The sequence below is a fragment of the Halomonas sp. ND22Bw genome, assembly GCF_003011945.1.
Lineage (GTDB): Bacteria > Pseudomonadota > Gammaproteobacteria > Pseudomonadales > Halomonadaceae > Halomonas > Halomonas halophila.
The window spans coordinates 114,220-140,391 of record NZ_PXWD01000009.1 but is presented as its reverse complement, the minus strand read 5'-3'; the positions used below and the strand labels follow the sequence as shown (position 1 = coordinate 140,391).

28 protein-coding genes are annotated in these 26,172 nt (G+C 67.1%); 14 read left to right on the top strand and 14 right to left on the bottom strand.

Going from position 1 to position 26,172, the window contains the following annotated elements; translation table 11 throughout:
* Positions 1 to 110: 110 nt before the first annotated feature.
* Entirely contained in the window at positions 111 to 263 is a 153-nt protein-coding gene (locus CVH10_RS25630) for a hypothetical protein (RefSeq protein ID WP_181244410.1), read from the top strand.
* 20 nt (positions 264 to 283) lie between these two features.
* Here CVH10_RS25630 and CVH10_RS12820 read toward each other — a convergent pair whose 3' ends face one another.
* The 6 genes from CVH10_RS12820 to CVH10_RS12795 all read right to left on the bottom strand — a co-directional run bounded on the left by CVH10_RS12820 (position 284) and on the right by CVH10_RS12795 (position 5,463).
* Positions 284 to 805, bottom strand: coding sequence for a gluconokinase (locus CVH10_RS12820; protein ID WP_035595358.1), 522 nt, complete (start codon positions 803 to 805; stop codon positions 284 to 286).
* Between the two features lie 99 nt (positions 806 to 904).
* Positions 905 to 1,747, bottom strand: coding sequence for a nitrilase-related carbon-nitrogen hydrolase (locus CVH10_RS12815; protein ID WP_106488887.1), 843 nt, complete (start codon positions 1,745 to 1,747; stop codon positions 905 to 907).
* A 166-nt stretch (positions 1,748 to 1,913) separates the two neighbouring features.
* Positions 1,914 to 2,795 carry a glycine betaine ABC transporter substrate-binding protein gene (locus CVH10_RS12810; protein ID WP_035595362.1) on the bottom strand — a complete coding sequence of 294 codons (882 nt, stop codon included), beginning with the start codon at positions 2,793 to 2,795 and terminating at the stop codon, positions 1,914 to 1,916.
* Between the two features lie 63 nt (positions 2,796 to 2,858).
* Complete coding sequence (locus CVH10_RS12805; protein ID WP_035595364.1) at positions 2,859 to 3,590, bottom strand: ABC transporter permease; 732 nt, start codon at positions 3,588 to 3,590, stop codon at positions 2,859 to 2,861.
* A gap of 4 nt (positions 3,591 to 3,594) precedes the next feature.
* Positions 3,595 to 4,752, bottom strand: coding sequence for an ABC transporter ATP-binding protein (locus CVH10_RS12800; RefSeq protein ID WP_106488886.1), 1,158 nt, complete (start codon positions 4,750 to 4,752; stop codon positions 3,595 to 3,597).
* Positions 4,753 to 4,797: 45 nt separating this feature from the next.
* Entirely contained in the window at positions 4,798 to 5,463 is a 666-nt protein-coding gene (locus tag CVH10_RS12795; protein WP_035595369.1) for an ABC transporter permease, read from the bottom strand.
* Between the two features lie 392 nt (positions 5,464 to 5,855).
* Here CVH10_RS12795 and CVH10_RS12790 point away from each other — a divergent pair, with 392 nt between their 5' ends.
* The 7 genes from CVH10_RS12790 (at position 5,856) to CVH10_RS12760 (ending at position 12,843) form a co-directional block, all read left to right on the top strand.
* Complete coding sequence (locus tag CVH10_RS12790; RefSeq protein ID WP_035595372.1) at positions 5,856 to 6,317, top strand: SUF system Fe-S cluster assembly regulator; 462 nt, start codon at positions 5,856 to 5,858, stop codon at positions 6,315 to 6,317.
* Between the two features lie 69 nt (positions 6,318 to 6,386).
* A complete protein-coding gene (gene sufB, locus CVH10_RS12785) occupies positions 6,387 to 7,829 on the top strand; it encodes a Fe-S cluster assembly protein SufB (RefSeq protein WP_035595374.1) in 1,443 nt (480 codons plus the stop codon).
* Between the two features lie 79 nt (positions 7,830 to 7,908).
* On the top strand, positions 7,909 to 8,661 hold the full coding sequence (sufC, locus tag CVH10_RS12780) for a Fe-S cluster assembly ATPase SufC (protein ID WP_035595376.1): 753 nt from the start codon (positions 7,909 to 7,911) through the stop codon (positions 8,659 to 8,661).
* Positions 8,658 to 10,007, top strand: coding sequence for a Fe-S cluster assembly protein SufD (sufD, locus tag CVH10_RS12775; RefSeq protein WP_035595378.1), 1,350 nt, complete (start codon positions 8,658 to 8,660; stop codon positions 10,005 to 10,007). The genes sufC and sufD overlap by 4 nt, the downstream gene beginning before the upstream one ends.
* Before the next feature lie 3 nt (positions 10,008 to 10,010).
* Positions 10,011 to 11,252: a cysteine desulfurase gene (locus tag CVH10_RS12770; RefSeq protein ID WP_106488885.1), complete on the top strand. Its 1,242-nt coding sequence runs from the start codon at positions 10,011 to 10,013 to the stop codon at positions 11,250 to 11,252.
* Positions 11,253 to 11,332: 80 nt separating this feature from the next.
* On the top strand, positions 11,333 to 11,908 hold the full coding sequence (gene sufT / locus CVH10_RS12765; RefSeq protein ID WP_173834957.1) for a putative Fe-S cluster assembly protein SufT: 576 nt from the start codon (positions 11,333 to 11,335) through the stop codon (positions 11,906 to 11,908).
* Positions 11,909 to 12,087: 179 nt separating this feature from the next.
* Positions 12,088 to 12,843 carry an ElyC/SanA/YdcF family protein gene (locus CVH10_RS12760; RefSeq protein WP_181244409.1) on the top strand — a complete coding sequence of 252 codons (756 nt, stop codon included), beginning with the start codon at positions 12,088 to 12,090 and terminating at the stop codon, positions 12,841 to 12,843.
* Here CVH10_RS12760 and CVH10_RS12755 read toward each other — a convergent pair.
* The 4 genes from CVH10_RS12755 to CVH10_RS12740 all read right to left on the bottom strand — a co-directional run bounded on the left by CVH10_RS12755 (position 12,764) and on the right by CVH10_RS12740 (position 15,723).
* Entirely contained in the window at positions 12,764 to 13,210 is a 447-nt protein-coding gene (locus CVH10_RS12755; RefSeq protein WP_035595387.1) for a hypothetical protein, read from the bottom strand. The genes CVH10_RS12760 and CVH10_RS12755 overlap by 80 nt on opposite strands.
* Positions 13,211 to 13,298: 88 nt before the next feature.
* Positions 13,299 to 14,207: a 30S ribosomal protein S6--L-glutamate ligase gene (rimK, locus tag CVH10_RS12750; RefSeq protein ID WP_035595390.1), complete on the bottom strand. Its 909-nt coding sequence runs from the start codon at positions 14,205 to 14,207 to the stop codon at positions 13,299 to 13,301.
* Between the two features lie 30 nt (positions 14,208 to 14,237).
* A complete protein-coding gene (locus CVH10_RS12745) occupies positions 14,238 to 14,675 on the bottom strand; it encodes a RimK/LysX family protein (RefSeq protein ID WP_035595393.1) in 438 nt (145 codons plus the stop codon).
* Positions 14,676 to 14,694: 19 nt separating this feature from the next.
* Positions 14,695 to 15,723, bottom strand: a complete 1,029-nt coding sequence (locus tag CVH10_RS12740) for a DUF3549 family protein (RefSeq protein ID WP_106488883.1) — start codon at positions 15,721 to 15,723, stop codon at positions 14,695 to 14,697.
* A gap of 323 nt (positions 15,724 to 16,046) precedes the next feature.
* On the opposite strand from CVH10_RS12740, the gene CVH10_RS12735 reads away from it, so the two are divergent.
* From CVH10_RS12735 to CVH10_RS12715, 5 genes are all read left to right on the top strand, one after another.
* The gene (locus tag CVH10_RS12735; protein ID WP_035595399.1) at positions 16,047 to 16,805 is read left to right on the top strand and encodes an amino acid ABC transporter substrate-binding protein; all 759 of its coding nucleotides are present in this window, start codon (positions 16,047 to 16,049) and stop codon (positions 16,803 to 16,805) included.
* Positions 16,806 to 16,820: 15 nt separating this feature from the next.
* Positions 16,821 to 17,495, top strand: coding sequence for an amino acid ABC transporter permease (locus CVH10_RS12730; RefSeq protein ID WP_035595402.1), 675 nt, complete (start codon positions 16,821 to 16,823; stop codon positions 17,493 to 17,495).
* Complete coding sequence (locus CVH10_RS12725; protein ID WP_106488882.1) at positions 17,492 to 18,238, top strand: amino acid ABC transporter ATP-binding protein; 747 nt, start codon at positions 17,492 to 17,494, stop codon at positions 18,236 to 18,238. Before CVH10_RS12730 ends, CVH10_RS12725 begins: the two co-directional genes overlap by 4 nt.
* Before the next feature lie 65 nt (positions 18,239 to 18,303).
* Positions 18,304 to 18,636, top strand: a complete 333-nt coding sequence (locus CVH10_RS12720) for a YqcC family protein (protein ID WP_035595406.1) — start codon at positions 18,304 to 18,306, stop codon at positions 18,634 to 18,636.
* Between the two features lie 7 nt (positions 18,637 to 18,643).
* Positions 18,644 to 19,144, top strand: a complete 501-nt coding sequence (locus CVH10_RS12715) for a gamma-glutamylcyclotransferase family protein (RefSeq protein WP_106488881.1) — start codon at positions 18,644 to 18,646, stop codon at positions 19,142 to 19,144.
* 81 nt (positions 19,145 to 19,225) lie between these two features.
* Here the strand turns inward: CVH10_RS12715 and CVH10_RS12710 are convergent, their stop codons facing one another.
* Together CVH10_RS12710 and CVH10_RS12705 are read right to left on the bottom strand one after the other, a co-directional pair.
* On the bottom strand, positions 19,226 to 19,840 hold the full coding sequence (locus CVH10_RS12710) for an OmpW family protein (RefSeq protein ID WP_046079878.1): 615 nt from the start codon (positions 19,838 to 19,840) through the stop codon (positions 19,226 to 19,228).
* A 164-nt stretch (positions 19,841 to 20,004) separates the two neighbouring features.
* Positions 20,005 to 20,613 carry an OmpW family protein gene (locus tag CVH10_RS12705; RefSeq protein ID WP_106488880.1) on the bottom strand — a complete coding sequence of 203 codons (609 nt, stop codon included), beginning with the start codon at positions 20,611 to 20,613 and terminating at the stop codon, positions 20,005 to 20,007.
* 369 nt (positions 20,614 to 20,982) lie between these two features.
* Here CVH10_RS12705 and CVH10_RS12700 point away from each other — a divergent pair, with 369 nt between their 5' ends.
* Positions 20,983 to 21,198: a hypothetical protein gene (locus CVH10_RS12700; RefSeq protein ID WP_152561232.1), complete on the top strand. Its 216-nt coding sequence runs from the start codon at positions 20,983 to 20,985 to the stop codon at positions 21,196 to 21,198.
* A gap of 94 nt (positions 21,199 to 21,292) precedes the next feature.
* On the opposite strand, the gene putP is transcribed toward CVH10_RS12700, so the two are convergent.
* On the bottom strand, positions 21,293 to 22,774 hold the full coding sequence (gene putP, locus CVH10_RS12695) for a sodium/proline symporter PutP (RefSeq protein WP_046079876.1): 1,482 nt from the start codon (positions 22,772 to 22,774) through the stop codon (positions 21,293 to 21,295).
* Between the two features lie 43 nt (positions 22,775 to 22,817).
* On the bottom strand, positions 22,818 to 26,009 hold the full coding sequence (putA, locus tag CVH10_RS12690) for a bifunctional proline dehydrogenase/L-glutamate gamma-semialdehyde dehydrogenase PutA (RefSeq protein WP_035595413.1): 3,192 nt from the start codon (positions 26,007 to 26,009) through the stop codon (positions 22,818 to 22,820).
* Between the last annotated feature and the right edge of the window lie 163 nt (positions 26,010 to 26,172).

Sequence of the window (26,172 nt, the reverse complement as noted above, 5' to 3'; positions counted from 1 at the left end):
TGCCCTTCATCGCCCTGCAGCTGTGCGTGCTGTTCGCGCTGCTGTTCTGGCCGAACCTCGCCATGTGGCTGGTGTAAAGGCGCTGTCCATGGCGGGGCAACGACGCCTCGATGACCCGCCATGAAATGCTGATGTCAGCGCTCTGGAAACGCGCCATATCGCTATGCGATATGGCGCGTTTTTTATTGATGCGCCTTCATGAAGGTTTTCCGATTTTTCGGCAAAAAGAAAACGGCGCCGCGGCGCCGTTTTCTTGTGGTTGACTGCCTTTGGAGGGACTGGATCAGTCTGAGGCTTCACGGGATATCGTCGCGAGAAAGTCCTCGACGATTGCCTGGGGAGGTCGACGGATGTCGGCCAGGACGGCCTCGTCCTCGCCGGGCGGCTCCAGGGTGGCGAGCTGACTGTCGAGCATGTGGGCGCCGGCGAAGAAGTGATCGTCGCGGGAACCGAGGCGCTCCAGCAGCACCTCGCGGCTGCCCGCCAGGTAGAGGATCGCCAGATCGGGGGCGGCCTCTCGAAGCTGATCACGGTAGCGGCGCTTGAGGGCCGAGCAGCCGATGACCAGATCGCGGCCCTGGTCGCGATACTGGCGATACAGGTCGGCGAGGGTCGCCAGCCAGGCGGCGCGATCGTCGTCGTTGAGGGGCTCGCCGCGGCTCATCTTGGCGATGTTGTCCGGACCGTGATGGTCGTCCCCGTCGATGAAGGTAGCCCCGAGAGAGGCGGCCAGCTGGCGCCCGATATGGGACTTTCCCGATCCGGAAACGCCCATGACGAGAAGGCTCTTGGCGGTCGTCTTCATGCGCGAGTCTGCTTTTCATGGCGTCGAAAGAATGTCGGGAATTCTAGCATTTTTTGACGGGATGGGGAGTGAAAATAGCGCTCTTTGGTCAGGGATTGTTCAGCGGTATCCGGCCATCAGCTCGCGAATGAGCGGCGTATCGGCATCGCGATGAGTCGGCAGCTCGAAGCGGGCCTGGGCGATGGCGGTACGCGACAGGGTCGCGGTGATCAGCCCCTCGCCGTCCTCGGCCTCGGCCAGGGCCTCGCCGCGCGGGCCGAGGATGCGCGAGCCGCCCCAGAAGTGGCTGCCGTTTTCCGGCCCGAAGCGGTTGGCCATGATCACCGGGGTGCCGTAGGTCATGGCGTAGAAGCGCACGTTGAGCACCCAGTTCTGCTCGTTGGAGAAGTCCTCGCTGACGATGCCCGAGGCCGAGTTGATCGGCGCGCACAGCACCGTGGGGCGGGGCAGCAGGGCGGCGTGCACCAGGGCGGGATTCCACAGGTCGGCGCAGATCAGCTGAGTCGCGGACCAGCCGGGGAGGATCTCGGCCTGGGTGAGCTCGCTGCCGTGGGTGAACCACTTGCCTTCCTCTAGCCCGCCGTAGGTGGGCAGGTTGAGCTTGCGGTGCACGGCGACGATCGCGCCGTGCTGGAGGATCGCCAGGGCATTGTAGTACTCGCCGGGGCTGGCTTCCTCGACGAAGCCGACCACCGTCTGCATCTCGCCGCAGGCGCGGGCCAGCCGGGCCAGGCGAGGATCCTCGACCGGCATGGCGACGCGCATGACCTCGCCGCCGAGCCCGTAGCCGGTCAGCGAGAGTTCGGGGAAGACCAGCAGCGCCACGCCGCGCCGGCCGGCCTCGTGGATGATCTCGAGATGGCGTTCGAGGTTGGCGTCGACCTCGCCCAGCGCGGCGTTGATCTGGGCGGCGGCCACAGGGAGTTCGTCCTGATAGTGCATGTCACGGTCTCGTCGTTGCAGCAGGAAGGCGGGCGATGCCCGGAACGTCATTCTGCCCCGGGCGGGCCGAGCAGGGCGAGCAGGCATGGCGGTCTCGTGTCAGTGAAGAAACGACTGAGGCCGCCCTGGGGCGGCCTCCGAGGCGGTCACATGACGGGGCGCCGACTCACAGCAGCTCGTTGTCGTCGAGGAAGCTCTGGGCCACGTCCTCGATGGTCTCGCGCTCGACGTCGACCCGGGCGTTGAGGGTGGCCATGGTCTCGTCGTCGAGCAGTGCGGACAGGGTGTTCATCTGCTCGGCGAGGTCCGGGTTGGCCTCGAGGGTTTCCTCGCGTACCACCGGGGTCAGGGCGTAGGCCGGGAAGAAGGCCTGGTCGTCCTCGAGGACCTGGAAGTCGAAGGCCGGGATGCGACCGTCGGTGGCGAACACCAGGCCCACGTCGACCTGACCGTCGCGCAGCGCCTGGTAGACCAGGCCGGAGTCCATGCGCTTGACCTCACCGCGGCCGACGCGGAAGTCGTAGGCCTGCTGGAGCGGGCGCCAGCCGTCCTCGCGGGCGTAGAACTCGGCGTTCATGGCGAAGGTCAGCTCCTCGCCGTCGTTGACCGCCTGGGCCAGATCGGACAGCGACTCGATGCCGGTCTCCTCGACGCTCTCCTCGCGCATGGCCAGGGCGTAGGTGTTGTTGGCCGCCGAGGGCTCCAGCCACACCAGGCCCTTCTCGCCGTCGAGCTCCTTGACCCGTTCATAGGTCTCCTCGGGCGACAGCGACTCGGTGACGTCGTTGTAGTTGATCAGCGAGGTGCCGGTGTATTCCCAGTAGAGGTCGATCTGGCCGTTCTCCTGGGCCTGGCGCAGCACGGCGGAGCCCATGCCGGCACGGGTCTCGACGTCGTAGCCGAGCCCGCTCAGGTACTGGGACGTCATGCTGGCGAGGATCTGCTGCTCGGTGAAGTTCTTGCCACCGACCACGATCTCCTCGGCCTGGGCGGTGGTCATGGCGCCGGCCAGTGCCAGGCCGGAAAGCGTCATCATCAGGCGTTTCATGGTGATCTCCTTGTGGTTGCGTCGTGGCCGCCCGGAAGCGGCCGAATCAGGAAAGCGACTTGCTCAGCTGCGCGAGGGATTGACCCCGCGCGGTACCACCAGGAAGGCGGTGGTGGCCACGATGGCATCGACCACGATCGCCAGCAGGGCGGTGGGAATGGCGCCGGACAGCATCATCACCGGGTCGTAGAGGTCGATGCCGGTGAAGATCAGCTCGCCCAGGCCGCCGGCGCCGATCAGGAAGGCCAGCGGCACGGTGCCCACGTTGATGGTCAGCGCCGTGCGGATGCCGGCGAAGATCACGTAGAGGGCGTTGGGCATCTCGACGCGCAGCAGGCGCTGGGCCGGCGACATGCCGATGCCCGAGGCGGCCTCCTTCAGCGCCGGGTTGACCCCCTTGAGACCGGCGTAGGTGTTGCGGGTGATCGGCAGCAGCGTGGCCACGAACAGCCCGAACACCGCCGGCACGGTGCCGATGCCGAGAAAGCTCATCGACAGCGCCAGCACCGCCAGCGTCGGGATGGTGGTGCCGACGTTGAGCACCTGCATGGCCGATTCGGCGACGCGCGCCATGCTGGGGCGCGACAGCAGCACGCCCAGCGGAATGGCCACCAGGATGGCCAGGCCGCCGGAAATGAGGGTCAGCCACAGGTGCTGCACGGCCAGGAACTGGACGTCGGGCAGATAGAAGATGAAGTCGTCGATGACCCCGCTGGACTGGCTCCACACGCCGAGAAAGAAGATGGCGATGAGCAGCGCAATGCGCAGGGCCCCCTTCAGGCTCCGGATCGGCATCGGCTTACTCCTTGGTGGCCGGTTCGGCGGTCGCGGCGGGTTCCGTGGGGCGGAACCGCGAGCCCAGGTGGTGGGTCATGGCGCGCTGGGTGATCTGGCCGCAGACCCGGCCGGCCTCGTCCACGCAGGACAGCCAGGTGATGTCGTTGGAGAACATCAGCGAGGCGACCTTGCGCAGGTCGTCGTCCAGCGACACGGTGGCCGGCACGTTCTGGAAATGGTCGCGGCAGTAGCCCTTGGTGGTACGCGCCTGGGAGCGGCTGATCAGCCCCACCGGCTGGCGGCGATCGTTCACCACCAGGATCGCGTTCTGGTAGCCGAAATCGTCGATCCGGGCCAGGGCGGTTTCCAGGGTGTCGCTGGGTGACACGGTGCCGATCTCGTCGGACACCACGTCGCGCACCTTGACCAGATTGAGGCGCTTGAGCGCCCGGTCCTCGCCGAGGAAGGACTCCACGAACTCGTCCTTGGGATTGGCCAGCAGTTCGTCCGGGGTGGAGTACTGCTCCAGGCGGCCGGCGCGGAAGATGGCGACGCGGTCGCCCATCTTGATCGCCTCGTCGATGTCGTGGCTGACGAACATGATGGTCTTGTTGAGTGCCTGCTGCATCTTGAGGAACTCGTCCTGGATCACCGCGCGGTTGATCGGGTCGATGGCGCCGAAGGGCTCGTCCATCAGCATCACCGGGGGATCGGCCGCCAGCGCCCGGGCCACGCCGATGCGCTGCTGCTGGCCGCCGGACAGCTCGTTGGGATAGCGCTTGAGGAAGGCGTCCGGGTCCAGCGCGATCATGTCCATCAGCTCTCGGGCGCGCTCCCGGTACTTCGCCTTGTCCCAGCCCAGCAGCTTGGGCACCACCGTGATGTTGTCCTCGATGGTCATGTTGGGGAACAGGCCGATCTGCTGGATCACGTAGCCGATGTTGCGGCGCAGCTCCTGGGTGTCCAGGCCGGTGGTGTCCTCGCCGTTGATGAACACCTTGCCCGAGGTGGGGCGCACGATGCGGTTGATCATCTTCAGGGTGGTGGTCTTGCCGCAGCCGGAGGGGCCGAGCAGGATGCAGATCTCGCCGGCCGGCACCTCCATGTTGATGTGGTCGGCGGCGGTGACCGCGCCCTTGGGGGTGTCGAAGACCTTGGTCAGGTTGTCGAGTCGAATCATGCAGGGGAATCCTTGTGTGATGTGCCGGAGTCGCGCGGGACGGGATCAGGCCGTCTCGGCGGCGCGCTCCATCCCGAGGGGCGTCAGGCGCTTCTGCAGCGCCAGCAGGCCGTAGTCGACGATGATGGCCAGCAGGCTGACCGCCACCGCGCCGACGATCAGCTGGCGGGGGTCGGACTGCGAGATGCCACGGCTGATGAAGGTGCCGAGCCCGCCGGCGCCGATGTAGGCGGCGATCGCCATCACGCCGATGTTGAGCACCACGGCGGTCCTGACGCCGGCCATGATTACCGGCACCGCCAGCGGGATCTCGACCATGCGCAGGCGCTGGTTCTGGCTCATGCCGATGCCGCGGGCCGCCTCGCGCAGCGCCGGATCCACGTTGTGGATGGCGGTGTAGGTGTTGCGGATGATCGGCAGCTGCGAATACAGCAGCACGGCGATGACCGCCGGCAGATAGCCGATGCCCTGGCCGATCAGCGACAGCACCGGGATCATGATCCCGAACAGCGCGATGGACGGCACCGTGACGATGATGGACGCCGCATAGAGCACCGCCTTGGCCAGGCGCTCGTTCTTGGTGATGGCGATGCCGATGGGTACTCCGGTGAGGGTGGCGATGCCGACGGCGACCCCGACCAGCGCGATGTGCTCGAGGGTTCTCGAGAGCAGCAGGTCGAGGTTGTCGATAGCGTATTGAATGAGTTCCAAGTCCCTATCTCCTGGTCGTTCCCATGCCGATACAGCATAGCGCTCAAGGCGCAGTGACGGCGTGGGTGGCGCCTCCGGCGGTGGCAGGGCCGCGATGGAAGGCCGTGAAGCGGTGACTCAGCTTAGCAAAGCTCCATATCTATTTGTTTTTCCATGGATGACGATGCGCAATGGGATAAATTGCGGGGGCTGATGCATGCGCTGGGCCGCGGGTTCGGGGCATAGTCCCTCCCAATGAGAACGATTGTTGTTTTTGATGTGAACGGTGTCGAACGTGTCGCCAACGGCGTGTTCGGCGGCGCAATACGGCACGGCGAGGGTTCACATCGTCGACATACAGGACTAAAATGGTCCGCAATCGATCACCAGGGGTGTTCCCGGGGAGGCCTGTCTTGCTGAAGCTGTCCAGACTGACCGACTACGCGGCGGTGGTGATGGCGCAGATCGCCCGTCACCCCGAGCAGCCACACGCGGCGGCGGAGCTCGCCGAGGCCGTGCAGGTGCCGCACCCGACGGTCAGCAAGACCCTGAAGATGCTGGTGCGCGCCGGGCTGCTGGAGTCCCGCCGTGGCGCCCAGGGCGGCTACTCCCTGGCGCGTCCCGCGTCGCAGATCACCGCCGGCGACATCATCGCGGCGATCGAGGGGCCGGTGGCGATGACCGAATGCAGCCAGGCCGAGGGCGACTGCGAACTGGTGGACACCTGCGGGGTGTCCGACAACTGGCAGCGGGTGTCGCTGGCGATGCAGACCCTGCTCCACAGCGTGACCCTGGCCCACCTGGCCGACACCACCCCCATCAAGCTGCCGGTGCAGCTGCCCATACAAGGCGTGAGTCTGGCCGCCGAGGCCTGATCACCCGCGGATTCACCACCCGAGGCGAGCCCGGCTCGCCGACCCAACCAGCCCGGGAGGGGAGACATCATGGCAAGTCAGGAAATGGAACAGCTTGTCCGTCGCGAATACAAAGAAGGTTTCGTGACCGACATCGAGAGCGATACGGTACCGCCGGGTCTGGACGAGAACACCATCGCCTTCATCTCCAAGAAGAAGGGCGAGCCGGAATGGATGCTGGAGTGGCGCCTCCAGGCCTACCACCAGTGGCTGAAGATGACGCCGCCCTCCTGGGCGCATCTGAACTACCCGCCGATCGACTACCAGGCGATCTCCTACTACAGCGCGCCCAAGCGCGACGAGGACAAGCCCCAGAGCCTCGACGAGGTCGATCCCAAGCTGCTCGAGACCTACGAGAAGCTGGGCATTCCGCTTCACGAGCGGGCGGCGCTGGCCGGCGTGGCGGTGGACGCGGTGTTCGACTCCGTCTCCGTGACCACCACCTTCAAGGAGAAGCTGCACGAGGCGGGCGTGATCTTCTGCTCGATCTCCGAGGCGATCCGCGACTACCCGGAGCTGGTCAAGCAGTACCTCGGCAGCGTGGTGCCCCAGGGCGACAACTACTTCACGGCGCTGAACTCCGCGGTGTTCACCGACGGCTCCTTCGTGTTCGTGCCGGAAGGCGTGACCTGCCCCATGGAGCTGTCCACCTACTTCCGCATCAACGCCGCCAACACCGGCCAGTTCGAGCGCACCCTGATCGTCTGCGAGAGCCGTGCCCAGGTCTCCTACCTGGAAGGCTGCACCGCGCCCCAGCGCGACGAGAACCAGCTGCACGCGGCGGTGGTCGAGCTGGTGGCCCTGGAAGACGCCTCCATCAAGTACTCCACCGTGCAGAACTGGTACCCCGGCGACGAGGACGGCAAGGGCGGCATCTACAACTTCGTCACCAAGCGCGGCGACTGCCGCGGCGACCGTTCCCACATCAGCTGGACCCAGGTCGAGACCGGCTCCGCCATCACCTGGAAGTATCCCTCCTGCGTGCTGCGCGGCAAGGACAGCGTCGGCGAGTTCTACTCGGTGGCGGTGACCAACGGCCGTCAGCAGGCCGATACCGGCACCAAGATGATTCACATCGGCGAGGGCTCGCGCTCGACCATCGTCTCCAAGGGCATCTCCGCCGGCCGCTCCGAGCAGTCCTACCGCGGCCTGGTCAAGGTGGGGCCGCGGGCCAAGGGCGCGCGCAACTATACCCAGTGCGACTCGCTGCTGATCGGCGACACCTGCGGGGCCCATACCTTCCCCTATCAGGAGATCGGCAACAGCACCGCCACCGTGGAGCACGAGGCGACCACCTCCAAGATCGGCGAGGACCAGCTGTTCTACTGCCAGAGCCGCGGCATCTCCGAGGAGGACGCGGTGAACATGATCGTCAACGGCTTCTGCAAGGATGTCTTCCAGGAGCTGCCGATGGAGTTCGCCGTCGAAGCCGAGGCGCTGCTCAACGTCACCCTCGAAGGGGCGGTCGGCTAGGCCACGTCTAGTGCGGGTTGGAAACGAATCAACTTATTGCGAGCCGCCGCGGCGGCCCAAAGATCGAAAGGTAGTCAAGATGCTCGAAGTCAAGGATCTGCACGTCACGGTCGAGGGTTCCGAGATCCTCAAGGGCCTCAACCTGACCATCGGCGCCGGTGAAGTCCACGCCATCATGGGCCCCAACGGCGCCGGCAAGTCCACGCTGTCCGCGGTGATCGCCGGCAAGGACGGCTACGAGGTCACCGCCGGCTCGATCACCTACGAGGGCCAGGACGTCCTCGAGATGGAGATCGAGGAGCGCGCCCGCGTCGGCCTGCTGCTGGGCTTCCAGTACCCGGTCGAGATCCCCGGGGTGAAGAACATCTACCTGCTCAAGGCCGCGCTCAATGCCAAGCGCGAGGCCGAGGGCCTGGGCGAGATTCCGGCGCCCGAGTTCATGAAGCTGATCAAGGAGAAGATCGCCTTCATGAAGATGGACGCCAGCTTCCTGCAGCGCGCCGTCAATGAAGGCTTCTCCGGCGGCGAGAAGAAGCGCAACGAGATCCTGCAGATGCTGGTGCTGCAGCCGAAGCTCGCCATGCTCGACGAGATCGACTCCGGCCTCGACATCGACGCCCTGAAGGTCGTCGCCGAGGGCGTCAACTCGCTGCGCGCCGAGGATCGCAGCATCCTGCTGGTGACCCACTATCAGCGCCTGCTCGACTACATCGTGCCGGATCAGGTGCACGTGCTGGTCGACGGCCGCATCGTCAAGAGCGGCGACGCCGAGCTGGCGCGCGAACTCGAGGACCGCGGCTACGACTGGCTGCTGGAGGGCTCCGCGGCATGAATGACGACGTGCAACGCTTCCTCGATCGCCTGAGCGAGCGCAGCGCCAAGCGCGGCGACGAGCCGACCTGGATCGCCGCCCGGCGCCAGGCCGGTGCCGCCCGCTTCGAGGCGATGGGCTTCCCGCATCGTCGCGTCGAGGCGTGGAAGTACACCGACGTGCGCGACATCGCCCGCACCGACTTCGCGCTGACCGACGACGCCGAGTTCTCGCCGGCCGCGGCGGCGGCGCTGACCCTGCCGCTGGACGCGCATCGCCTGACCTTCGTCGACGGCGTCTTCGCCCCGGCGCTGTCCGACCTCGGCAACCTGCCGGCCGGCGTGCAGGTGCTGCCGCTGTCCCAGGCCCTGGAAGAGAACCACGAAGCCGTGGGCGGCCCGCTCGGCCGGCTCACCGGCGTCGACTTCTCGGCCTTCGCCGCGCTCAACACCGCCTTCTTCGAGGAGGGCGCCCTGGTCCGCCTGGCGCCGCGCACCGTGGTTGACAAGCCCATCGTGCTGCAGTTCCTGTCCCGGGCCGGCGAGCAGCCGGTGATGAGCCATCCGCGCATCCTGGTCGAGGCCGGCGGTCGCAGCGAGGCGACCCTGATCGAGCACCATGCCGGTGAAGAGGGCGCGGCCAACTTCACCAACCTGGTGGAGGAGATCATCCTCGACCGCGGCGCCATCCTGACCCACTACAAGCTGCAGGAAGCGCCGCTCAAGGACCGCCACATCGCCAGCATCCAGGTGGAGCAGGGGCGCGACAGCCGCTATACCTCGTTCAACCTGAACCTGGGCGGTGGCCTGGTGCGCAACGACGTGGTCAGCGACCTCAACGGCGAGGGCGCCGAGGCGACCCTGCACGGCCTGTTCTATGGCCAGGGGCGCCAGCATGTGGACAACCATACCGAGGTCAACCACAACGCGCCGCACACCCGTTCCAGCGAGAACTACAAGGGCATCCTCGATGATCGCGCCCATGGCGTGTTCAACGGCCGGGTGGTGGTCAAGCGCGACAGCCAGAAGATCGAGTCCGAGCAGAGCAACGCCAACCTGCTGCTCTCCGACCGCGCCGAGGTCGATACCAAGCCCGAGCTCGAGATCTACGCCGACGACGTCAAGTGCGCCCACGGTGCCACCACCGGCCAGCTCGACGAGGAGGCGGTCTACGCCCTGCGCGCCCGCGGCATCGACGAGCAGACCGCACGCGGCCTGCTGACGCTGGCCTTCGCCGGCGAGGTGATGGAGCTGGTCGACCTCGACGCCGTGGCCGAGCGGGTCGAGCTCACGGTGGCCGGCAAGCTGCCGGAACGCTTCAACCTGGCCGGGCTGGTGGAAGCCGCCGCGGCGCTCAACGAGGACTGATCCATGGTCGACTTCAGCGATCTGCTGCTCGACGTGGCGCGGGTTCGCCGCGACTTCCCGATCCTCGATCGGGAGGTCCACGGCAAGCCGCTGGTCTATCTCGACAACGCGGCCACCAGCCAGACCCCGCGTCAGGTGATCGAGGTCTTCGACGAGTACTATGGGCGCTACAACGCCAACATCCATCGCGGCCTGCACACCCTGGCCGATGAGGCCACCGCGGCCTACGAGGGCACCCGGGACACCGTGCGTGCCTTCCTCGGCGCCGCCGAGAGCCGCGAGATCGTCTTCACCCGCGGCACCACCGAGGCGATCAACCTGGTGGCGGGGAGCTGGGGCCGCGCCAACCTGGGCGAAGGCGACGAGGTGCTGATCTCGCGCCTGGAGCACCACTCCAACATCGTGCCCTGGCAGATGCTGGCCGCCGAGAAGGGCTTCACCCTCAAGGTGATTCCGGTCGACGAGCGCGGCGTGCTCGACCAGGCCGCCTACCGCGATCTGATCTCCGAGCGCACTCGGCTGGTGGCGGTCAATCACGTCTCCAACGCGCTGGGCACCGTCAATCCGGTGGCCGACATGGCCAGGGTGGCCCACGAGCACGGCGCGCTGATCCTGGTCGACGGCGCCCAGGGCGCGCCGCACCAGAAGGTCGACGTGCAGGCGCTCGGCGTCGACTTCTATGCCTTCTCCGGCCACAAGGTCTATGGCCCCACGGGCGTCGGCGTGCTCTACGGCCGCGCCGAACTGCTCGAGGCCATGCCGCCCTGGCAGGGTGGCGGCGAGATGATCGCCACCGTGTCCCTCGAGGCGCCCACCACCTTCGCCGGCATTCCTCACAAGTTCGAGGCCGGCACCCCGGCCATCGCCGAGGTGATCGCCCTGGGCCGCGCGATTCAGTGGGTCGAGGAGATCGGCCTGCCGCTGATCGGCGCCTGGGAGTCGCGGTTGCTCGAGCACGCCACGCGCAGCGTGTCGCGCATCGACGGCCTGCGCATCCTCGGCACCGCGCCCGAGAAGGCCGGCGTGCTGTCGTTCGTGGTCGAGGGTGCCCATTCCCAGGACATCGGCCTTTTGATCGACCAGCTCGGGGTGGCGATCCGCACCGGACACCACTGCGCCCAGCCGCTGCTGTCCTCGTTCGGCGTCGATGCCACCTGCCGCGCCTCCTTCGCCGCCTACAACACCCCCGAGGAGGTCGATGTCTTCGTCGACGGCCTCGAGCGGGTCGTGGGCATGCTGCGCTGAGCGCCGCTCCCGGGTCACGGCCGCGGCGAGCACCCTGAAGGCTCGCCGCGGCCGCTGTGAATGAAGCTCCAAGGAGTCCTATGAGCGAGATCGACGATCCCCTGGCGAGCCTGCACAAGGGCCAGGTCCTGCCCCTGCAGCGCGACGTCGAGGTCATCTCCATTCCCTTCGGCAAGACCATCACGCTGCCCGAGGACAGCGAGGTCAGCGTGATGCAGGCCAAGGGCAACTCGGTCAGCGTGGGCCACGAGGGGCGGCTCTACCTGATCGAGGGCAGCAACCTCGACGCCCTGGGACTCGAGGCCGTGCCGCGCCCGACCCTGCCCGAGGACGCCTCCGAGGAAGCGATCGAGCAGTTCGTCTGGGATCAGCTGCGGACCTGCTTCGACCCCGAGATCCCGGTCGACATCGTCGAACTCGGGCTGGTCTATGGCTGTCGTATCGAGCGTCTGATCACCGGCGAGCGTATCGTCACCATCCGCATGACCCTGACCGCGCCGGGCTGCGGCATGGGTGACGTCATCGCCGCCGATGCGCGCCACAAGATCCTCGGCGCCCCGCAGATCAGCCAGGTGCACACCGAGATCGTCTTCGACCCGCCCTGGAGTCGTGAGATGATGAGTGACGAGGCCAAGCTCGAGCTCGGCATGTTTTAACCAAAACACGATTCATGGCTGCGCTTGATATCCTGGCCGCCGAGCGGTGCCGAGGCGTCGGACCGTCACCATCCTCCTCGAGCCAGCTGTCGACGGCGGTTGCTGCGCTCCGGCGACGGCCAGCCTCTCGTCGCTCGCTACATGAATCGTCGCTTTGGTAGGCCAATCAGGTAAGGCGGATGCCCATCTCATTGTGGAAAGGTGTCAGGGGACTGCTGATGTCGCTGGGGGGGCTCGCACTCCTGGCGATTCTGCTTTTCGTGGGCGCCAACCTGTGGGTGCTGGCCGAGACCCGCGGGCGCATCGACCACGGACTTCAGCAGTGCGGCCCGGAGCGGGTGGGCATCGTCTTCGGCACCTCCCACTGGACGCGCAGCGGCCAGCGCAATCCGCATTTCGAGGGCCGCATGCAGGCGGCGGCGCGGCTGTACCGCGGTGAGCGGGTGCAGCACCTGCTGCTGTCCGGGGACAACAGCACCCGTTACTACAACGAGCCGGTGACCATGTGGCGTGACCTGCGCGGTCGCGCCGTGCCCGACGCGGCCATGACACTGGACTACGCCGGCTTCAGTACCTTCGATACCCTGTCCCGGGCGCGCGGCGTCTTCGGCGTGAAGCGGGCGCTGCTGGTCACCCAGTCGTGGCACCTGCCGCGGGCGCTGTTCATCGCCGAGGCGCTGGGCATCGAGGCGCGCGGCTGCGCGGCGCCGGAGCGACCGTCGGAGGGCGTGCTGCGGCTGAAGGCGCGGGAGTGGGCCGCACGAGTGGCGACCCTGGGCGATCTCTATGTATGGGGGCGTGAGCCCCATTTCCTGGGGCCCGAGGAGCCGCTGCAGATCGTGCCGCGGGCGGCGCTCAGCGCCGCTGATGCTTCTTCTGCTGCCGATACAGCTCGCGAATCAGCGAGCGACAGTGCTTCCAGCACTCCTCGATGACCGACTCGATGGCGTCAGGAAGCGGGTGGGTGTACAGGGTCGACAGCGCCTGCATCAGCACCCGCTCCTGTTCCAGCAGCTCGTTGATCAGCACCTGGCTGTCGTCGCCGACGAAGCTCTTCAGGCGACTCCACAGCCACATGTAGTCGTCGCGCTCGACGTCGGCATCGCGGGGGAGGAGGGCGAGGTGCCGGCGGGCCAGTTCCTGCAGATCGCGCATCAACGCTTTCCGGGTATCGAAATAGGGCTGCAGGACGTCGCGCAGGCTGGGCCGCAGGCGCTCATGGTTGTCCTGGAAATAGTCGATGCTGTCGGCCAGCGCCTCGAGGACGCTGTCCATCGCCACCTGGCGATTATCGAGAAACATGGGCGGTCACCTCCTCCGGTGACGCAGATTGTGGGGGTGTCGTCGGCCTTTTGCCACCCCCAGCGGTCAAATATTTCGGCGTCCTGGCTTAGCCTTTCGGCTTGGGCGGTGCCTTGCGTCGCGGGGTCGAGCTCTTCTCCAGGTGCTCGATGATCAACCCGGCGATGTCCTTGCCCGTGGCGGTCTCGATGCCCTGCAGGCCGGGCGACGAATTCACCTCCATGATCACCGGGCCGTGGTTCGAGCGCAGCAGGTCGACCCCGGCCACGCGCAGGCCCATGGCCTTGGCGGCGCGAATCGCCGTGGAGCGCTCCTCCGGGGTGATGCGGATCACGCTGGCGCTGCCGCCGCGATGCAGGTTGGAGCGGAACTCGCCCTCGGCGGCCTGGCGCTTCATCGCCGCCACCACCTTGTCGCCGATCACCAGGCAACGGATGTCGGCCCCCTTGGCCTCCTTGATGTACTCCTGGACCATGATGTTGGCCTTCATGCCCATGAAAGCCTGGATCACCGACTCCGCGGCCTGGTTGGTCTCGGCCAGCACCACGCCGATGCCCTGGGTGCCTTCCAGCAGCTTGATGACCAGCGGTGCGCCGCGGACCATGGTGATCAGGTCGGGAATGTCGTCCGGGGAGTGGGCGAAGCCGGTCACCGGCAGGCCGATGCCCTTGCGCGAGAGCAGCTGCAACGAGCGCAGCTTGTCCCGCGAGCGGGTGATCGAGACGCTGTCATTGAGCACCGGGATGTTCATCATCTCGAACTGGCGCAGCACGGCGCAGCCGTAGAAGGTGATCGAGGCGCCGATGCGCGGGATCACGGCATCGAAGGGTTCGAGCTGTTCGCCCTTGTAGTGGATCGAGGGCTGGTGGGAGGCGATGCTCATGTAGCAGCGCAGGGTGTCCACCACCCGGGTGGTATGGCCTCGCTGCTCGGCGGCCTCGATCAGCCGGCGAGTGGAATAGAGCCTGCGATTGCGGGACAGCAGCGCGATATGCATAGGGCCTCCGATGCCAGGAGATGGCGGGGATCAGGGTTCGCCGTGCAGGAAGCCGGCGCCCGGGGCCACCAGCAGCCGCCGCAGGGCGCGACGCCCGAGCAGCATGGGGTGGCGCATCTGGCGACGGTCGGCGAGGGTCAGCTCGACGGGGAACTCCAGTTCGCCGAGCTGCATCGGCGTGCGGATCACGTAGCGCCACTCGGCCTGGCCGTTGGAGCTGGTGACCTGGCGCCGGTCGTACAGGTGCAGGCAGTGCACGTGGGCCGGGCTCGTCGGCCCGCCGCCACGGGTGGTGAAGCTGACCCACAGGTGGCCGTCTTCCTCGAAGGATTCGATGTCCTCGGCGTGCAGCGACGAGGTGCGCGCGCCGGTGTCGGCCTTGGCGCACAGCGTCAGGCCGAGTTCCGGCAGGGTTACCATCTCGCGGCGGCCGATGACCGCCTTGGCCTGATAGGGCAGCTCCTTCATGGCATCCTTCCTCATGATGTCATCCGCGGGACAGATCGCCCAGGCGTCGTCCGATGGCGGAGTCCGTGTCGGCCTCGCGCAGCGTCATCAGCACCGGCAGCCGCAGGCGCGGAATCAGCGCCAAGTCGCGTGCCACGGCAGCGAAGTCCGCGCGCGGCGTGTCCGCCAGCCGGGTCAGGAAGCGCGGCAGGCGTTCGCCGTCTTCCAGGTGACGCCAGCTGCGCCCGGCGATGGCCGCCAGCAGGTCCGGGCCGCAGGCCTCGGGATCGTCGAGCAGGGCATCGAGCCAGGCGCCGGCGACCTCGCGTTCGGCGCCGGACACGGCGCGCACGCAGGCGCAGAAGGTCTCGATGTCGCCGGACTCGGCGGCCGTCTCGCCCCGGGCGCGCAGCGCCTCGGCCAGCGGCCGGGGAACGTCCACATGTTCCAGACAGTAGCACAGCGAGACCAGCACTTCGCCAGGCAGGGTCGGCAGACGCGCCGCCAGGCGCTGGGCCTGGGCGTCGTCCATGCGTACGGCGACGTCGGCCAGGCCCTGCAGGCCCAGGGCTCGCCAGTCCAGCGCCTGCTGGCCTTCCAGGTAGGCCTCGGCGGGTTCCATGTGCTGGCTGGCCGGCCGGTCCATGTCGCGGCTTGCCCGGGCGTGCAGCACGGCTTGGAAGGGCAGGGAGGGCGTGAAGGCCAGCGGATTGTCCTTCATCAGGTTGTCGATCGCCTCCCCGTCCTCGCGGCCGAGACCCTGGACGTTGCGACCCAGGGTCTCCAGCAGGCGCTGCAGGAAGGCGTCGCGAGGCGCCGGGTCGAGCCGGCCCTGTTCGTCCAGCGGCAGTGCCAGGAACCAGATCAGCGGGTCTTCCATCTCGCCGAGACGAAACACCATCGCCAGTCGGGCCTTGCCCTGCCAGGGTTGCGGCCAGGGCTGCTCGTCCCGCTCCAGTGCCGTCAGCGTCTCCAGCCCGCAGGGTTCGACGCCGCGCCCCATGTGATAGAGCCAGGTCTCGGCCCCGGTGCGCGCGAAGAAATCGTGAAAGCTGTCGATCGGCTGCATGCGGTTTCCCTCTGTGACGAGCGTGCACTCTACCGTGGTGCCCCGACGCTGTCAGCCCGTGGCGACGGGCGATGATGAGCAGGCTGATCAAATCCTGAACGATCATGCTTCGCGCCCACCGTATCGGCCTCGGCGACGGCTTTCCAGTGGTTATCCACAGGAACATTCAGCGCTGCTGTGAATGAATGATCCGCTTGGCCGCTATGGCGCCCATAATGGGCCACTATTGGTCCATGACCGAGATTTCCACTATGGTCTGTGCGAAAATGAAATATTAAACAGTCGTTTTTATTCCAAAAACAGAATCCAAACGGAGGCACATCATGCTTCGTCGCTTCACTCTGACGTTTCTCGCCGCCGGCGCCATCGCCTTCTCCGGCGGCGCCTTCGCCCAGGACACGACGCTCCGGGTCGGCATGTCGGGCGGTTATTTCCCCTTCACCTTCGTCGAGCAGGACACCCTCAAGGGCTTCGAGGTCGATGTCATGAACGCGGTGGGCGAGGAGATGGGCGCCGAGGTGACGTTCGTGACCGCCAATTTCTCCGGCCTGTTCGGCATGCTGGAGTCCGGTCGCATCGATACCATCGCCAACCAGATCACCATCACCGAGGAGCGCGAGGCGAAGTATGTCTTCACCGCGCCCTACGTCTATGACGGCGCCCAGGTGGTGGTCAAGGAGGGCAACGACGCGATCGACGGCGTCGAGGACCTTCGCGGCAAGCGCGTGGCGGTGAACCTCGGTTCCAACTACGAGCAGCTGCTGCGCGAGCTGCCCTATGCCGACGACATCGATATCCGCACCTACGAGAGCAATATCGAGCAGGACACCGCGCTGGGCCGCGTCGATGCCTTCGTCATGGATCGCGTCAGTGCCAGCCAGGTGATCCAGGAGAAGCCGCTGCCGCTGCAGCTGGCCGGCCAGCCGTTCTCCGAGATCCACAACGCCCTGCCGTTCCGCGACACCGAGCAGGGACGTGCCCTGCGCGACGAGGTCGACGCGGCGCTCGAGGCCCTGCGCGAGGACGGCACCCTGGCCGATATCTCCGAACGCTGGTTCGGCAACGACATCACGCGGCCCTGAGGCGCAGCACCCGACATGAGCGTGCTCGATTTCGACTACATGCTGGGGCTCGCGCCCATCCTGCTCAGCTATCTGCCGCTGACCCTGGCGATGGCCGCGGCGGGGATGGTGCTGGCCCTGGCCCTGGCCTGCGGACTGGCTGTGATACGGGTGCTGAAGCTTCCGGGGCTGAATGGCATCACCCTGCTGTTCATCTCCTTCTTCCGCGGCACCCCGCTGCTGGTGCAGCTGTTCCTGTTCTACTACGGCCTGCCCCAGGTGCTGGCTTTCCTGACCCAGATCGATGGCATCACCGCCACCATCATGGGGCTGACGCTGCACTTCTCGGCCTACATGGCGGAGTCGATCCGCGCCGCCATCGTCGGCGTGGACCGCAGCCAGACCGAGGCGGCGCTGTCCATCGGCATGACCAACGGCCAGCTGATGCGGCGGATCGTGCTGCCCCAGGCCACCCGGGTGGCCGTGCCGACGCTGATGAACTATTTCATCGACATGATCAAGGCCACCTCCCTGGCATTTACTCTCGGCGTCACCGAGCTGATGGGGGCCACCCAGAAGGAGGCGGCGGGCAGCTTCCTCTATTTCGAGGCTTTCATCACCGTGGCGGTGATCTACTGGGCCATCGTCGAGCTGCTGGCCTGGTGCCAGCGGCGCCTGGAACGCCGACTCAACGAGGCCTATCGCCGATGATCAAGGTCAACCAACTCGTCAAGCGCTTCGGCGACAGCACAGTGCTGGACGGCATCGATCTGGAGATCGAGCGGGGGGAGATCATCGTGGTGATCGGCCCGTCGGGCACCGGCAAGTCGACCCTGCTGCGCTGCCTCAACTTCCTGGAGCGGCCCGACGCCGGCCGGCTGACCCTGGGCGACCTGGAGGTCGACGTGACCCGGGCCAGCCGCGCCGACATCCTGGCCGCAAGACGGCGTACCGCCTTCGTGTTCCAGAACTACGCGCTGTTCGCCAACAAGACGGCGCTGGAGAACATCGCCGAGGGGCTGATCGTGGTCAATCGCTGGCCCAAGGCGAAGGCCCACGCCCGGGCCAGGGAGATCCTCGAGCGCATCGGACTGGCCGACAAGGCGGACGCCTATCCGGCCTCGCTGTCCGGCGGCCAGCAACAGCGGGTCGGCATCGGCCGCGCTATGGCTGCCCAGGCCGAGGTGATCCTGTTCGACGAGCCCACGTCGTCGCTGGACCCGGAGTGGGTCGACGAGGTGCTGGCGCTGATGAAGCAGCTGGCCGCCGAGCGCCAGACCATGCTGGTGGTGACCCACGAGATGGCCTTCGCCCGGGACGTCGCCGATCGGGTGGTGTTCATGGAAGGCGGGCGCATCGTCGAACAGGGACCGCCCTCGCGGCTGTTCCAGGCGCCCGAGGACCCTCGCACCCGGGACTTCCTGCGCAAGGTGTTGCCCGCCGCCCCGGCCTGACGGGGGTGGCCCGCATCGCGCAGGCGCGGGATAATGGTCCCCTAGTCAGACCAGAGGTATCAATCATGACCGTTCACGAGGAACTCGGGCAGGCGCTTCGCGAACTCGAGTCCACCATGAAGGCATCCGAGCTGTGGCGCATGGAGCGTCCCGCGCCGGAGGCCTTCGACAGTTCCCAGCCGTTCTGCATCGACACGATGTCACTGCCCCAGTGGCTGCGTTTCGTGTTCATCGCCCGGCTCGAGGCGCTGGTGGAGGCGCGCGCGCCGATGCCGGCGAGCTGCGACGTGGCGCCCGCGGTGGACGCCTACCTGATTCAGGAAGGGGCGAAGGCCAGCCAGCGGGTGCTGATGGGCAAGGTGGTGGAGCGGATCGACCAGCTGGTCACCGAGAACTGAGTCGCCCATGCCCTATTACTTCGCCTACGGCAGCAACATGAACGCCGCCCGGATCGAGGCGCGGATCGGCACGACCCGGCGTGCCCTGCCCGGGGTGCTGCGCGACCATGCCCTGCGTTTCGACAAGGCCTCGCGGGTGCCCGGCATCAGCCACGCCAACGTGGTGCCCGCCGACGGTGAGCGGGTCGAGGGAGCGCTGTTCGAGCTGCTCGCCCCGGAGCAGATCGAGTGCATGGACCCCTTCGAGGGCTTCCCCCACGACTACGATCGGCTGCGCCTGCCCATCCACACGGGGCAAGGCCCCATCGAGGCTTGGGTCTATGTGGCCGCGCCGGGTACCACCGGCGAGGCGCTGCGGCCGGCGCGAGAGTATCTCGACCACCTCCTGGCCGGGAAGCCCTTCCTGAGTGCTGACTATCACGCCCGCCTGGCCGATGTGGAAGCCATCCACGGCCTCGACGACGAGACGCTCAAGGCGCTGGGGCTGTCGCGCCATACCGCCCGCTAGCGGCGCCGACACTCGCCACGCGGCTCGCACGCCAAAAGGCCCGCCGTTCGGCGGGCCTTTTGCATGGCATGTCGACGCGGCTCAGAAGCGGAAGCTGATGCCGCCCATCACCACCAGCGGGTCGATCTCGACGTTGCCGATGTCGGTGCCGCCGAGCTCGGCATCGGTGTCGATGTCGAGATACCAGGCGGCGGCGTTGAGGGCCCAGTGTTCGTCGATCAGGAGGTCGACGCCGAGCTGGGCGGCCGCGCCCCAGGAGTCTTCCAGCTCCAGATCGCCGCCATCGATGTGCTCGTCGGAGAAATGGGTGTAGTTGACGCCGACGCCGGCATAGGGCTGCACGCGCGCCTGGGTGCCACCCAGCGGATAGTACTGCAGGGTCAGCGTCGGCGGCAGGTGCTTGGTGGAGGCGAGGTTGGCGCCGTTGAGCTGAATGTCGTGCTCGAAGGGCTCGGCGGCCAGCAGCTCCATGCCCAGCTTGTCGGTGAAGCGATAGCCTAGGGTGAAGGCGAAGCCGTTGTCGTCCTGAACGTCGACCTCATAGGTGCCGCTGGCGAGATCGCCGTTATCGCTCTTGGGCGCGACCTTGGCCACGCCGACGCGGGTGTAGATATCGCCGGCGCCATAGGCGAGCACCTGGCTGCTGGCGGCGAGGCCGGTGGCGACGATCAGGGTGGAAATCAGGGTGCGGCGCATGAGGCTGGCTCCTCGGTGAAGGTAAGCGAGGGCTCCAGTCTACGGGGTGCGCCGCGGCGCCGATTTGACTCAAGGCAAAATGGTTCGCGGCTTGAATTGATGCACGTCAAAACAGGACGCCGGGCACGGGGCCCGGCGTCCTGGTGGTCATGGCGTGGCGCGGATCAGAAGCGGTAGGTGAAGCCGCCGCCGACGGTGACCGGGTCGACGTCGATGTCGCCGGCATCCTGGCCGTTGATCTCGATGTCGGGGCTGACATCGGCGTAGTTGGCGAAGGCGCCGACCAGCAGGTGGTCGGTCAGGGCGAAGTCCACGCCGAGCTGGGCGGCGGCGCCGTAGGAGTCATCGACATCCAGGCCGGCAACCGTCACGTCGTTGAAGTCGGTGTAGTTGAGGCCCGCGCCAGCGTAGGGCTGGATGCGCGATCCGGTGCCGCCCAGCGGGTAGTAGTTGAGCATCAGGTTGATCGGGCGGCGGTCCACGGAGCCGACGTTGGCGCCGCCGATGGCCACATCGTGCTCGATGTCCTGAGTGCCGTTGAGCTCGACGCCGAACTTGTCGTGGAACTGATAGCCCAGGCCGTAGGAGAAGCCGCGCTCGTCGGAGACGTCGATATCGTCGCCGTTGAGGGAGCCGATGTCGTCGTTGACTTCGGACTTGGCGATGCCGCCGCGCACGTAGATGTCGCCGGCCTGGTAGGCCATGGCGGACTGGGCACCGACGAGGCCGGCGGCGGCAATGGCGGTGGCGGTGATCAGACGGGTCATCTTCATGGGGAAACCTCCCTGGTTCGTCCTGGATGCCGACGCCGACCGATTCGGCGTCATCGCATGGAATGTGGTCAGTATAAAAACACTGTTTCTAAATGTCTTGTAGGATTTTTCTATCAAACCCCTGGCGGATTTCTCCTGCTTTAACGAAAGCGCCTGCCGACAGGGACTTATGATGTACAGGAGGCGTATAGCTTTCACATTTCCTGCACGGATTCGCCGATCTCGAGGTTTTCGGCTTCACTGGATCGGTGAGACAGGCGACGGCGAGAGGGAATGGCCATGCGCTTCGAGACGCGGTTTCCCGCCAGGCCGGGGGCGGGCGACAGACCGCTGGTCGCGCTGCTGACGGCGGCGGGGCTGTCGGTATGGTTGCTGTATCAACCCGCGCTGGTGCAGGGGCTCGACTGGCCCTGGCGGGCAGTGCTGGTGCTGCTGGGCATCTGGGCGCTGGGTGGCGCCTTTGCGCGGCCGGTGGCCATGTCGGTCGGTGGGCGGGGGCTGTGGCGACTCTCCGGCACGACCTGGAGCCGGGCGGCCCTGCCGCTGTTTGCCCTGGCGCTGTTGGGCAGGGGGCTGATGGGGTGATCTCGCCGCCCCGGGGACGTGACGACGGGATGACGAAACGAAAGAAGCCGCCCGCAGGCGGCTTCTTGCTTGCTCTCTCGTCCGGATGCCGCGATCAGGCGGCTTCCTCGAGGCTGTCGAACTCGGCGGTGATGTCGTCGGTCGGCGCCTCGGTCACCAGGCTCACCACCACGATGGCGATGTAGGCGAAGATCACGCCGGGCACGATCTCGTAGAGATCGAAGATGCCGCCGGAGATCTGGGCCCAGGCCACCACGGTGACGCCGCCGACGACGATGCCGGCCAGCGCGCCCCAGGTGTTCATGCGGCGCCAGAACAGCGACATGATCAGCGCCGGGCCGAAGGCCGCACCGAAGCCTGCCCAGGCGTAGGACACCAGTCCCAGCACCGTGGAGTCGGGGTTCAGCGCCAGCAGATAGGCGATGACGGCGATACCGATGACCGCGAAGCGGCCCACCCACACCAGTTCGCCCTGGGTGGCATCCTTGCGGAAGATGGCCTTGTAGAAGTCATCGGTCAGCGCCGAGGACGACACCAGCAGCTGGGAGTCGGCGGTGGACATCACCGCGGCCAGGATGGCGGCCAGCAGCACGCCGGCGATCACCGGGTGGAAGATGGCGTTGACCATGACCATGAAGATGGTCTCGCCGTCGCCCAGGTCACGCGCCATGTAGACGGTCCCGAGCAGGCCCACGGCCATGGCACCGAGCAGGCCCAGGGCGCTCCAGCTCACCGCGATGCGGCGTGCGGTGGGGATGTCCTTCTCGCTGCGGATGGCGGCGAAGCGGGCCAGGATGTGCGGCTGGCCGAAATAGCCGAGGCCCCAGGCCAGCGAGCTGACGATGCCCATCACCGACAGCGCCTCGCCGGTGGACGCGTCGGTGAACCACTTCAGCATGTCCGGGTTGGCCGCCAGGATTTCCTGGGCGCTGCCGCCCAGGCCACCCATCTCGGTCAGCGCCACGACCGGCACGATCAGCAGCGCCGCGGCCATCATCAGGCCCTGGATCAGGTCGGTCCAGGACACCGCGAGGAAGCCCCCGAAGAAGGTGTAGGAGATGATCGCCAGGGTGCCGATGGTCAACGCCAGGGTGTAGTCGAAGCCGAACACCGTGTCGAACAGCTTGGCCCCTGCCACCAGGCCGGAGCTGGTGTAGAACATGAAGAACAGCAGGATGAACACCGCCGAGATCACCCGCAGCAGCTGGCTGTTGTCCCGGAAGCGCTTGGCCAGGAAGTCCGGGATCGTCAGGGCGTCATCGGCCCGGAAGCTGTAGACGCGCAGCCGACGTGCCACCAGCAGCCAGTTGAGCCAGGTGCCGGCCAGCAGGCCGACGGCGATCCAGCCCGCGGACAGGCCGCTGGCGTAGGCCGCGCCGGGCAGGCCCAGCAGCAGCCAGCCGGACATGTCCGAGGCCCCGGCGGAGATCGCCGAGGTCCAGGGGCCCAGCGAGCGCCCGCCGAGGATGTAATCGGAGAGGTTGCTGGTGCGCTTGTAGGCGATGATCCCGATGCCGAGCATCACGATCAGGTACAGCGCGAATGTAAAGCCTATGGTGGCGTTGTTTTCGACCATGAGGGACTTCCTTCAGTTTGTTGTCGTTACCGACGAGCGGGGATCACTCGTCTCCCAGCGCAAGCAGTGACGCATTGCCGCCGAGTGCGGCGGTATTGATCGTTACCGTCTTTTCCGTGGCGAACCGCAGAAGATAGTGGGGCCCACCCGCCTTGGGGCCCGTTCCGGAGAAGCCCTGGCCGCCGAACGGCTGGACCCCGACGACGGCCCCGATGATATTGCGGTTGACGTACACGTTGCCAACGCGAATTTTCTGCGCGATCTCCTCGGCGAAGGATTCGTTGCGGCTGTGCACGCCGAACGTCAGGCCATAGCCGCGCCCGTTGATCGATTCGATCACCCGGTCGAGGTCCTGGGCCTTGTAGCGCACGATGTGCAGTACCGGGCCGAACTGCTCGCGCTCCAGGGCGTCGATGCCGTCGATCTGGAAGGCGCTGGGGGCAATGAAGGTGCCCTCGGCGGTATGCGCCGGGTCGAGCCGGGTCTCGGCCAGCAGCCGACCCTCGCCCTTGAGCCGGTCGATGTGCGCCTGCAGGCCCCGGCGGGCGTCCTCGTCGATCACCGGGCCCACGTCGGTGCCCAGGTCGCGCGGGTCGCCCACGTGAAGCTCGGCCATGGCGCCTTCGAGGATTTGGATCACGCGGTCGGCCACGTCGTCCTGGAGGTAGAGCACGCGCAGCGCCGAGCAGCGCTGGCCGGCGCTCTGGAAGGCCGAGTGGATGACGTCGGCCACGACCTGCTCGGGCAGGGCGGTGGAATCGACGATCATGGCGTTCATGCCGCCGGTTTCGGCCACCAGGGTCGGCAGCGCGGCGTTCTCGCGGTTGGCCAGGGCGCGGTTGATGACCTGGGCGGTGTCGGTGCCGCCGGTGAACACCACGCCGGTGACGCGCGGGTCGCTGGTCAGCACGCTGCCGACGGTGGGACCGTCGCCGGGCAGCAGCTGCACCACGTCGCGGGGCATGCCGGCCTCGCGCAGCAGCTCGACGACGCGATGGGCGACGATCGAGGTCTGCTCGGCGGGCTTGGCCAGCACGGTGTTGCCGGCCACGGCGGTGGCGACCATCTGGCCGCAGAAGATCGCCACCGGGAAGTTCCAGGGGCTGATCGCCGCGAACACGCCCTTGCCGCCCATCATCAGCTCGTTGGACTCGCCGGTCGGCCCCGGCAGGCGGGTCGGTTCGGCGAACAGCTCCTCGGCGCGCACGGCGTAGTAGCGGCAGAAGTCCACCGCTTCGCGGATCTCGTCGACGCCGTCGGTGAGCAGCTTGCCGCCCTCGCGGGAACACAGCGCCATCAGCTCCGCCATGTTCGCCTCCATCAGGTCGGCGAAGCGACGCAGGATGTCGGCGCGCTCGCCCACCGGCGTCGCCTCCCAGCGCGGGAAGGCCGCCCAGGCGGCGTCCAGGGCCTGCTCGGCCTGTGTCTTGGTGGTCCACAGCACCGTGCCGACGCGCTGGCGGCGGTCGTAGGGCGCGGTCACCTCGTGGGTCTGCGCCGGGTCGCTGGCCACGTCGAAGGCCAGCAGCGGGCGCGCCTCGTACACGGTGTCCATGTGCGTCGCCATGGCATCCATCAGCGGCTGGTACTGGCTGCGGATGTTGAGGTTCGCCCCCTTCGAGTTGGGGCGGCCGGGCCCGTAGAGATCGCGGGGCAGCGGAATCTGCGGGTTGGCCAGGCTATCGTACTGGCGTAGGGTCTCCGCCGGGTGCACGCACAGCGATTCCACCGGCACCTTGGGATCGACCAGCTGGTGGACGAACGACGAGTTGGCGCCGTTCTCGAGCAGCCGGCGCACCAGGTAGGGCAGCAGGTCCTTGTGGGCGCCGGTGGGCGCGTAGATGCGGCAGTAGGTGCCCTGGGGGGCGCGCTTGAGGGCCGCATCGTAGAGTGCCTCGCCCATGCCGTGCAGGCGCTGGAACTCGAAGGCCCGGTCGGCGGCGTTGGCCTGCTCGAGGATGCTGGTGATGGTATGGGCGTTGTGGGTGGCGAACTGCGGGAAGATCCGGCCGCGGGTGGCGTCGGAGAGCAGGAAGCGCGAGCACACCAGATAGGCCACGTCGGTGGCGGACTTGCGGGTGTAGACCGGGTAGCCGTCCACGCCCAGCTGCTGGGATTCCTTGATCTCGCTGTCCCAGTAGGCGCCCTTGACCAGGCGCAACGGGATCTCGTCGCCCTGGTGCTCGGCCAGGCGATTGAGGTAGTGCAGCACCGGCAGGGCGCGCTTGGAGTAGGCCTGGACCACCAGCCCGAACTTGCCCCAGCCGCGGCAGGTCTCGCTTTCGTAGACGGCGCGGAACACCTCCAGCGACAGCTCCAGGCGGTCGACCTCCTCGGCGTCGATGGTCACGGCCACGTCGCGCTCGCGGGCCATCTGGGCCAGTTCGCGCACGCTGCCGACCAGCTCGCGCAGCACCTGCTCGCGGCGGCCGAACTCGTAGCGCGGATGCAGCGCCGAGAGCTTGATCGAGATCGACGGCGTGGGCGTCTTGGCGGACAGCGTACGGCTGGTCTTGCCGACCCGCTCGATGGCGCGGGCGTAGTCGTCGAAGTAGCGCTTGGCGTCACGGCGGGTGCGGGCGGCCTCGCCGAGCATGTCGTAGGAGTAGGTGTAACCCTTGTCGAACAGCGGCTTGGAGCGCTTGAGCGCCTCGTCGATATCGCGGCCGAGGACGAACTGCTTGCCCATGACCTTCATGGCCTCGACCATGGCGCGGCGGATCACCGGCTCGCCCATGCGGTTGACCATCTTGTTGATGAAGCCGGAGGGACGGCCTTCCTGGGGCTTGTCCAGGGTCACCACGCGGCCGGTCATCAGCAGACCCCAGGTGGAGGCGTTGACCATCCAGGATTCGCTCTTGCCCAGGTGTGCCTTCCAGTCGGCGGGGCCCAGCTTGTCCTCGATCAGGGCGTCGGCGGTGGCCTTGTCGGGGATGCGCAGCATGGCCTCGGCCAGGCACATCAGCATCAGGCCCTCGTGGGTATCCAGGCTGTACTGCTGGAGCAGCTCGTCGATGGTATCGACGGCGGTATCCATCTCGCGGATCTCGCGTACCAGCTCGGCGGTCTTCTCGGCGGTGCGGGCGAAGTCCTGGCGGCCCGCGCCGAGGGCCTGAATCAGCTCCTCGACGAAGTCGTTCTCGTCGACCACGTAGTGTTCGCTGATGCGGGCGAAGAGGGTGTCGAGATCCTGACGCCAGGTGGCGTCTTCCAGCATGTTGTTGGCGTTGAGCATGTCGTTCCCCGATGGAAGCCGATCGTCACAGGGTCGTGTGTCCGCCGCCGCGTCAGGGGGAGCGCCGACGGATTCACGGTATCCTGCAAGCGTAGGGCGCCAGAGAAGGCTCTGCTTGTCGATTCCGTTGGGGGATTTGACGAATTCGCGGATGTTGCCGTCG

Coding starts and splice junctions, on each gene's coding strand:
- CVH10_RS12810 (WP_035595362.1), bottom strand. CDS start 2,795: ATGAAACGCCTGATGATGACGCTTTCCGGCCTGGCACTGGCCGGCGCC.
- CVH10_RS12800 (WP_106488886.1), bottom strand. CDS start 4,752: ATGATTCGACTCGACAACCTGACCAAGGTCTTCGACACCCCCAAGGGC.
- sufT (WP_173834957.1), top strand. CDS start 11,333: ATGAGCGAGATCGACGATCCCCTGGCGAGCCTGCACAAGGGCCAGGTC.
- CVH10_RS12760 (WP_181244409.1), top strand. CDS start 12,088: ATGCCCATCTCATTGTGGAAAGGTGTCAGGGGACTGCTGATGTCGCTG.
- putA (WP_035595413.1), bottom strand. CDS start 26,009: ATGCTCAACGCCAACAACATGCTGGAAGACGCCACCTGGCGTCAGGAT.
- CVH10_RS12770 (WP_106488885.1), top strand. CDS start 10,011: ATGGTCGACTTCAGCGATCTGCTGCTCGACGTGGCGCGGGTTCGCCGC.
- CVH10_RS12745 (WP_035595393.1), bottom strand. CDS start 14,675: ATGAAGGAGCTGCCCTATCAGGCCAAGGCGGTCATCGGCCGCCGCGAG.
- sufC (WP_035595376.1), top strand. CDS start 7,909: ATGCTCGAAGTCAAGGATCTGCACGTCACGGTCGAGGGTTCCGAGATC.
- putP (WP_046079876.1), bottom strand. CDS start 22,774: ATGGTCGAAAACAACGCCACCATAGGCTTTACATTCGCGCTGTACCTG.
- CVH10_RS12740 (WP_106488883.1), bottom strand. CDS start 15,723: ATGCAGCCGATCGACAGCTTTCACGATTTCTTCGCGCGCACCGGGGCC.
- CVH10_RS12755 (WP_035595387.1), bottom strand. CDS start 13,210: ATGTTTCTCGATAATCGCCAGGTGGCGATGGACAGCGTCCTCGAGGCG.
- CVH10_RS12705 (WP_106488880.1), bottom strand. CDS start 20,613: ATGAAGATGACCCGTCTGATCACCGCCACCGCCATTGCCGCCGCCGGC.
- CVH10_RS12820 (WP_035595358.1), bottom strand. CDS start 805: ATGAAGACGACCGCCAAGAGCCTTCTCGTCATGGGCGTTTCCGGATCG.
- CVH10_RS12815 (WP_106488887.1), bottom strand. CDS start 1,747: ATGCACTATCAGGACGAACTCCCTGTGGCCGCCGCCCAGATCAACGCC.
- CVH10_RS12725 (WP_106488882.1), top strand. CDS start 17,492: ATGATCAAGGTCAACCAACTCGTCAAGCGCTTCGGCGACAGCACAGTG.
- CVH10_RS12715 (WP_106488881.1), top strand. CDS start 18,644: ATGCCCTATTACTTCGCCTACGGCAGCAACATGAACGCCGCCCGGATC.
- sufB (WP_035595374.1), top strand. CDS start 6,387: ATGGCAAGTCAGGAAATGGAACAGCTTGTCCGTCGCGAATACAAAGAA.
- sufD (WP_035595378.1), top strand. CDS start 8,658: ATGAATGACGACGTGCAACGCTTCCTCGATCGCCTGAGCGAGCGCAGC.
- CVH10_RS12710 (WP_046079878.1), bottom strand. CDS start 19,840: ATGCGCCGCACCCTGATTTCCACCCTGATCGTCGCCACCGGCCTCGCC.
- CVH10_RS12730 (WP_035595402.1), top strand. CDS start 16,821: ATGAGCGTGCTCGATTTCGACTACATGCTGGGGCTCGCGCCCATCCTG.
- rimK (WP_035595390.1), bottom strand. CDS start 14,207: ATGCATATCGCGCTGCTGTCCCGCAATCGCAGGCTCTATTCCACTCGC.
- CVH10_RS12805 (WP_035595364.1), bottom strand. CDS start 3,590: ATGCCGATCCGGAGCCTGAAGGGGGCCCTGCGCATTGCGCTGCTCATC.
- CVH10_RS25630 (WP_181244410.1), top strand. CDS start 111: ATGACCCGCCATGAAATGCTGATGTCAGCGCTCTGGAAACGCGCCATA.
- CVH10_RS12720 (WP_035595406.1), top strand. CDS start 18,304: ATGACCGTTCACGAGGAACTCGGGCAGGCGCTTCGCGAACTCGAGTCC.
- CVH10_RS12735 (WP_035595399.1), top strand. CDS start 16,047: ATGCTTCGTCGCTTCACTCTGACGTTTCTCGCCGCCGGCGCCATCGCC.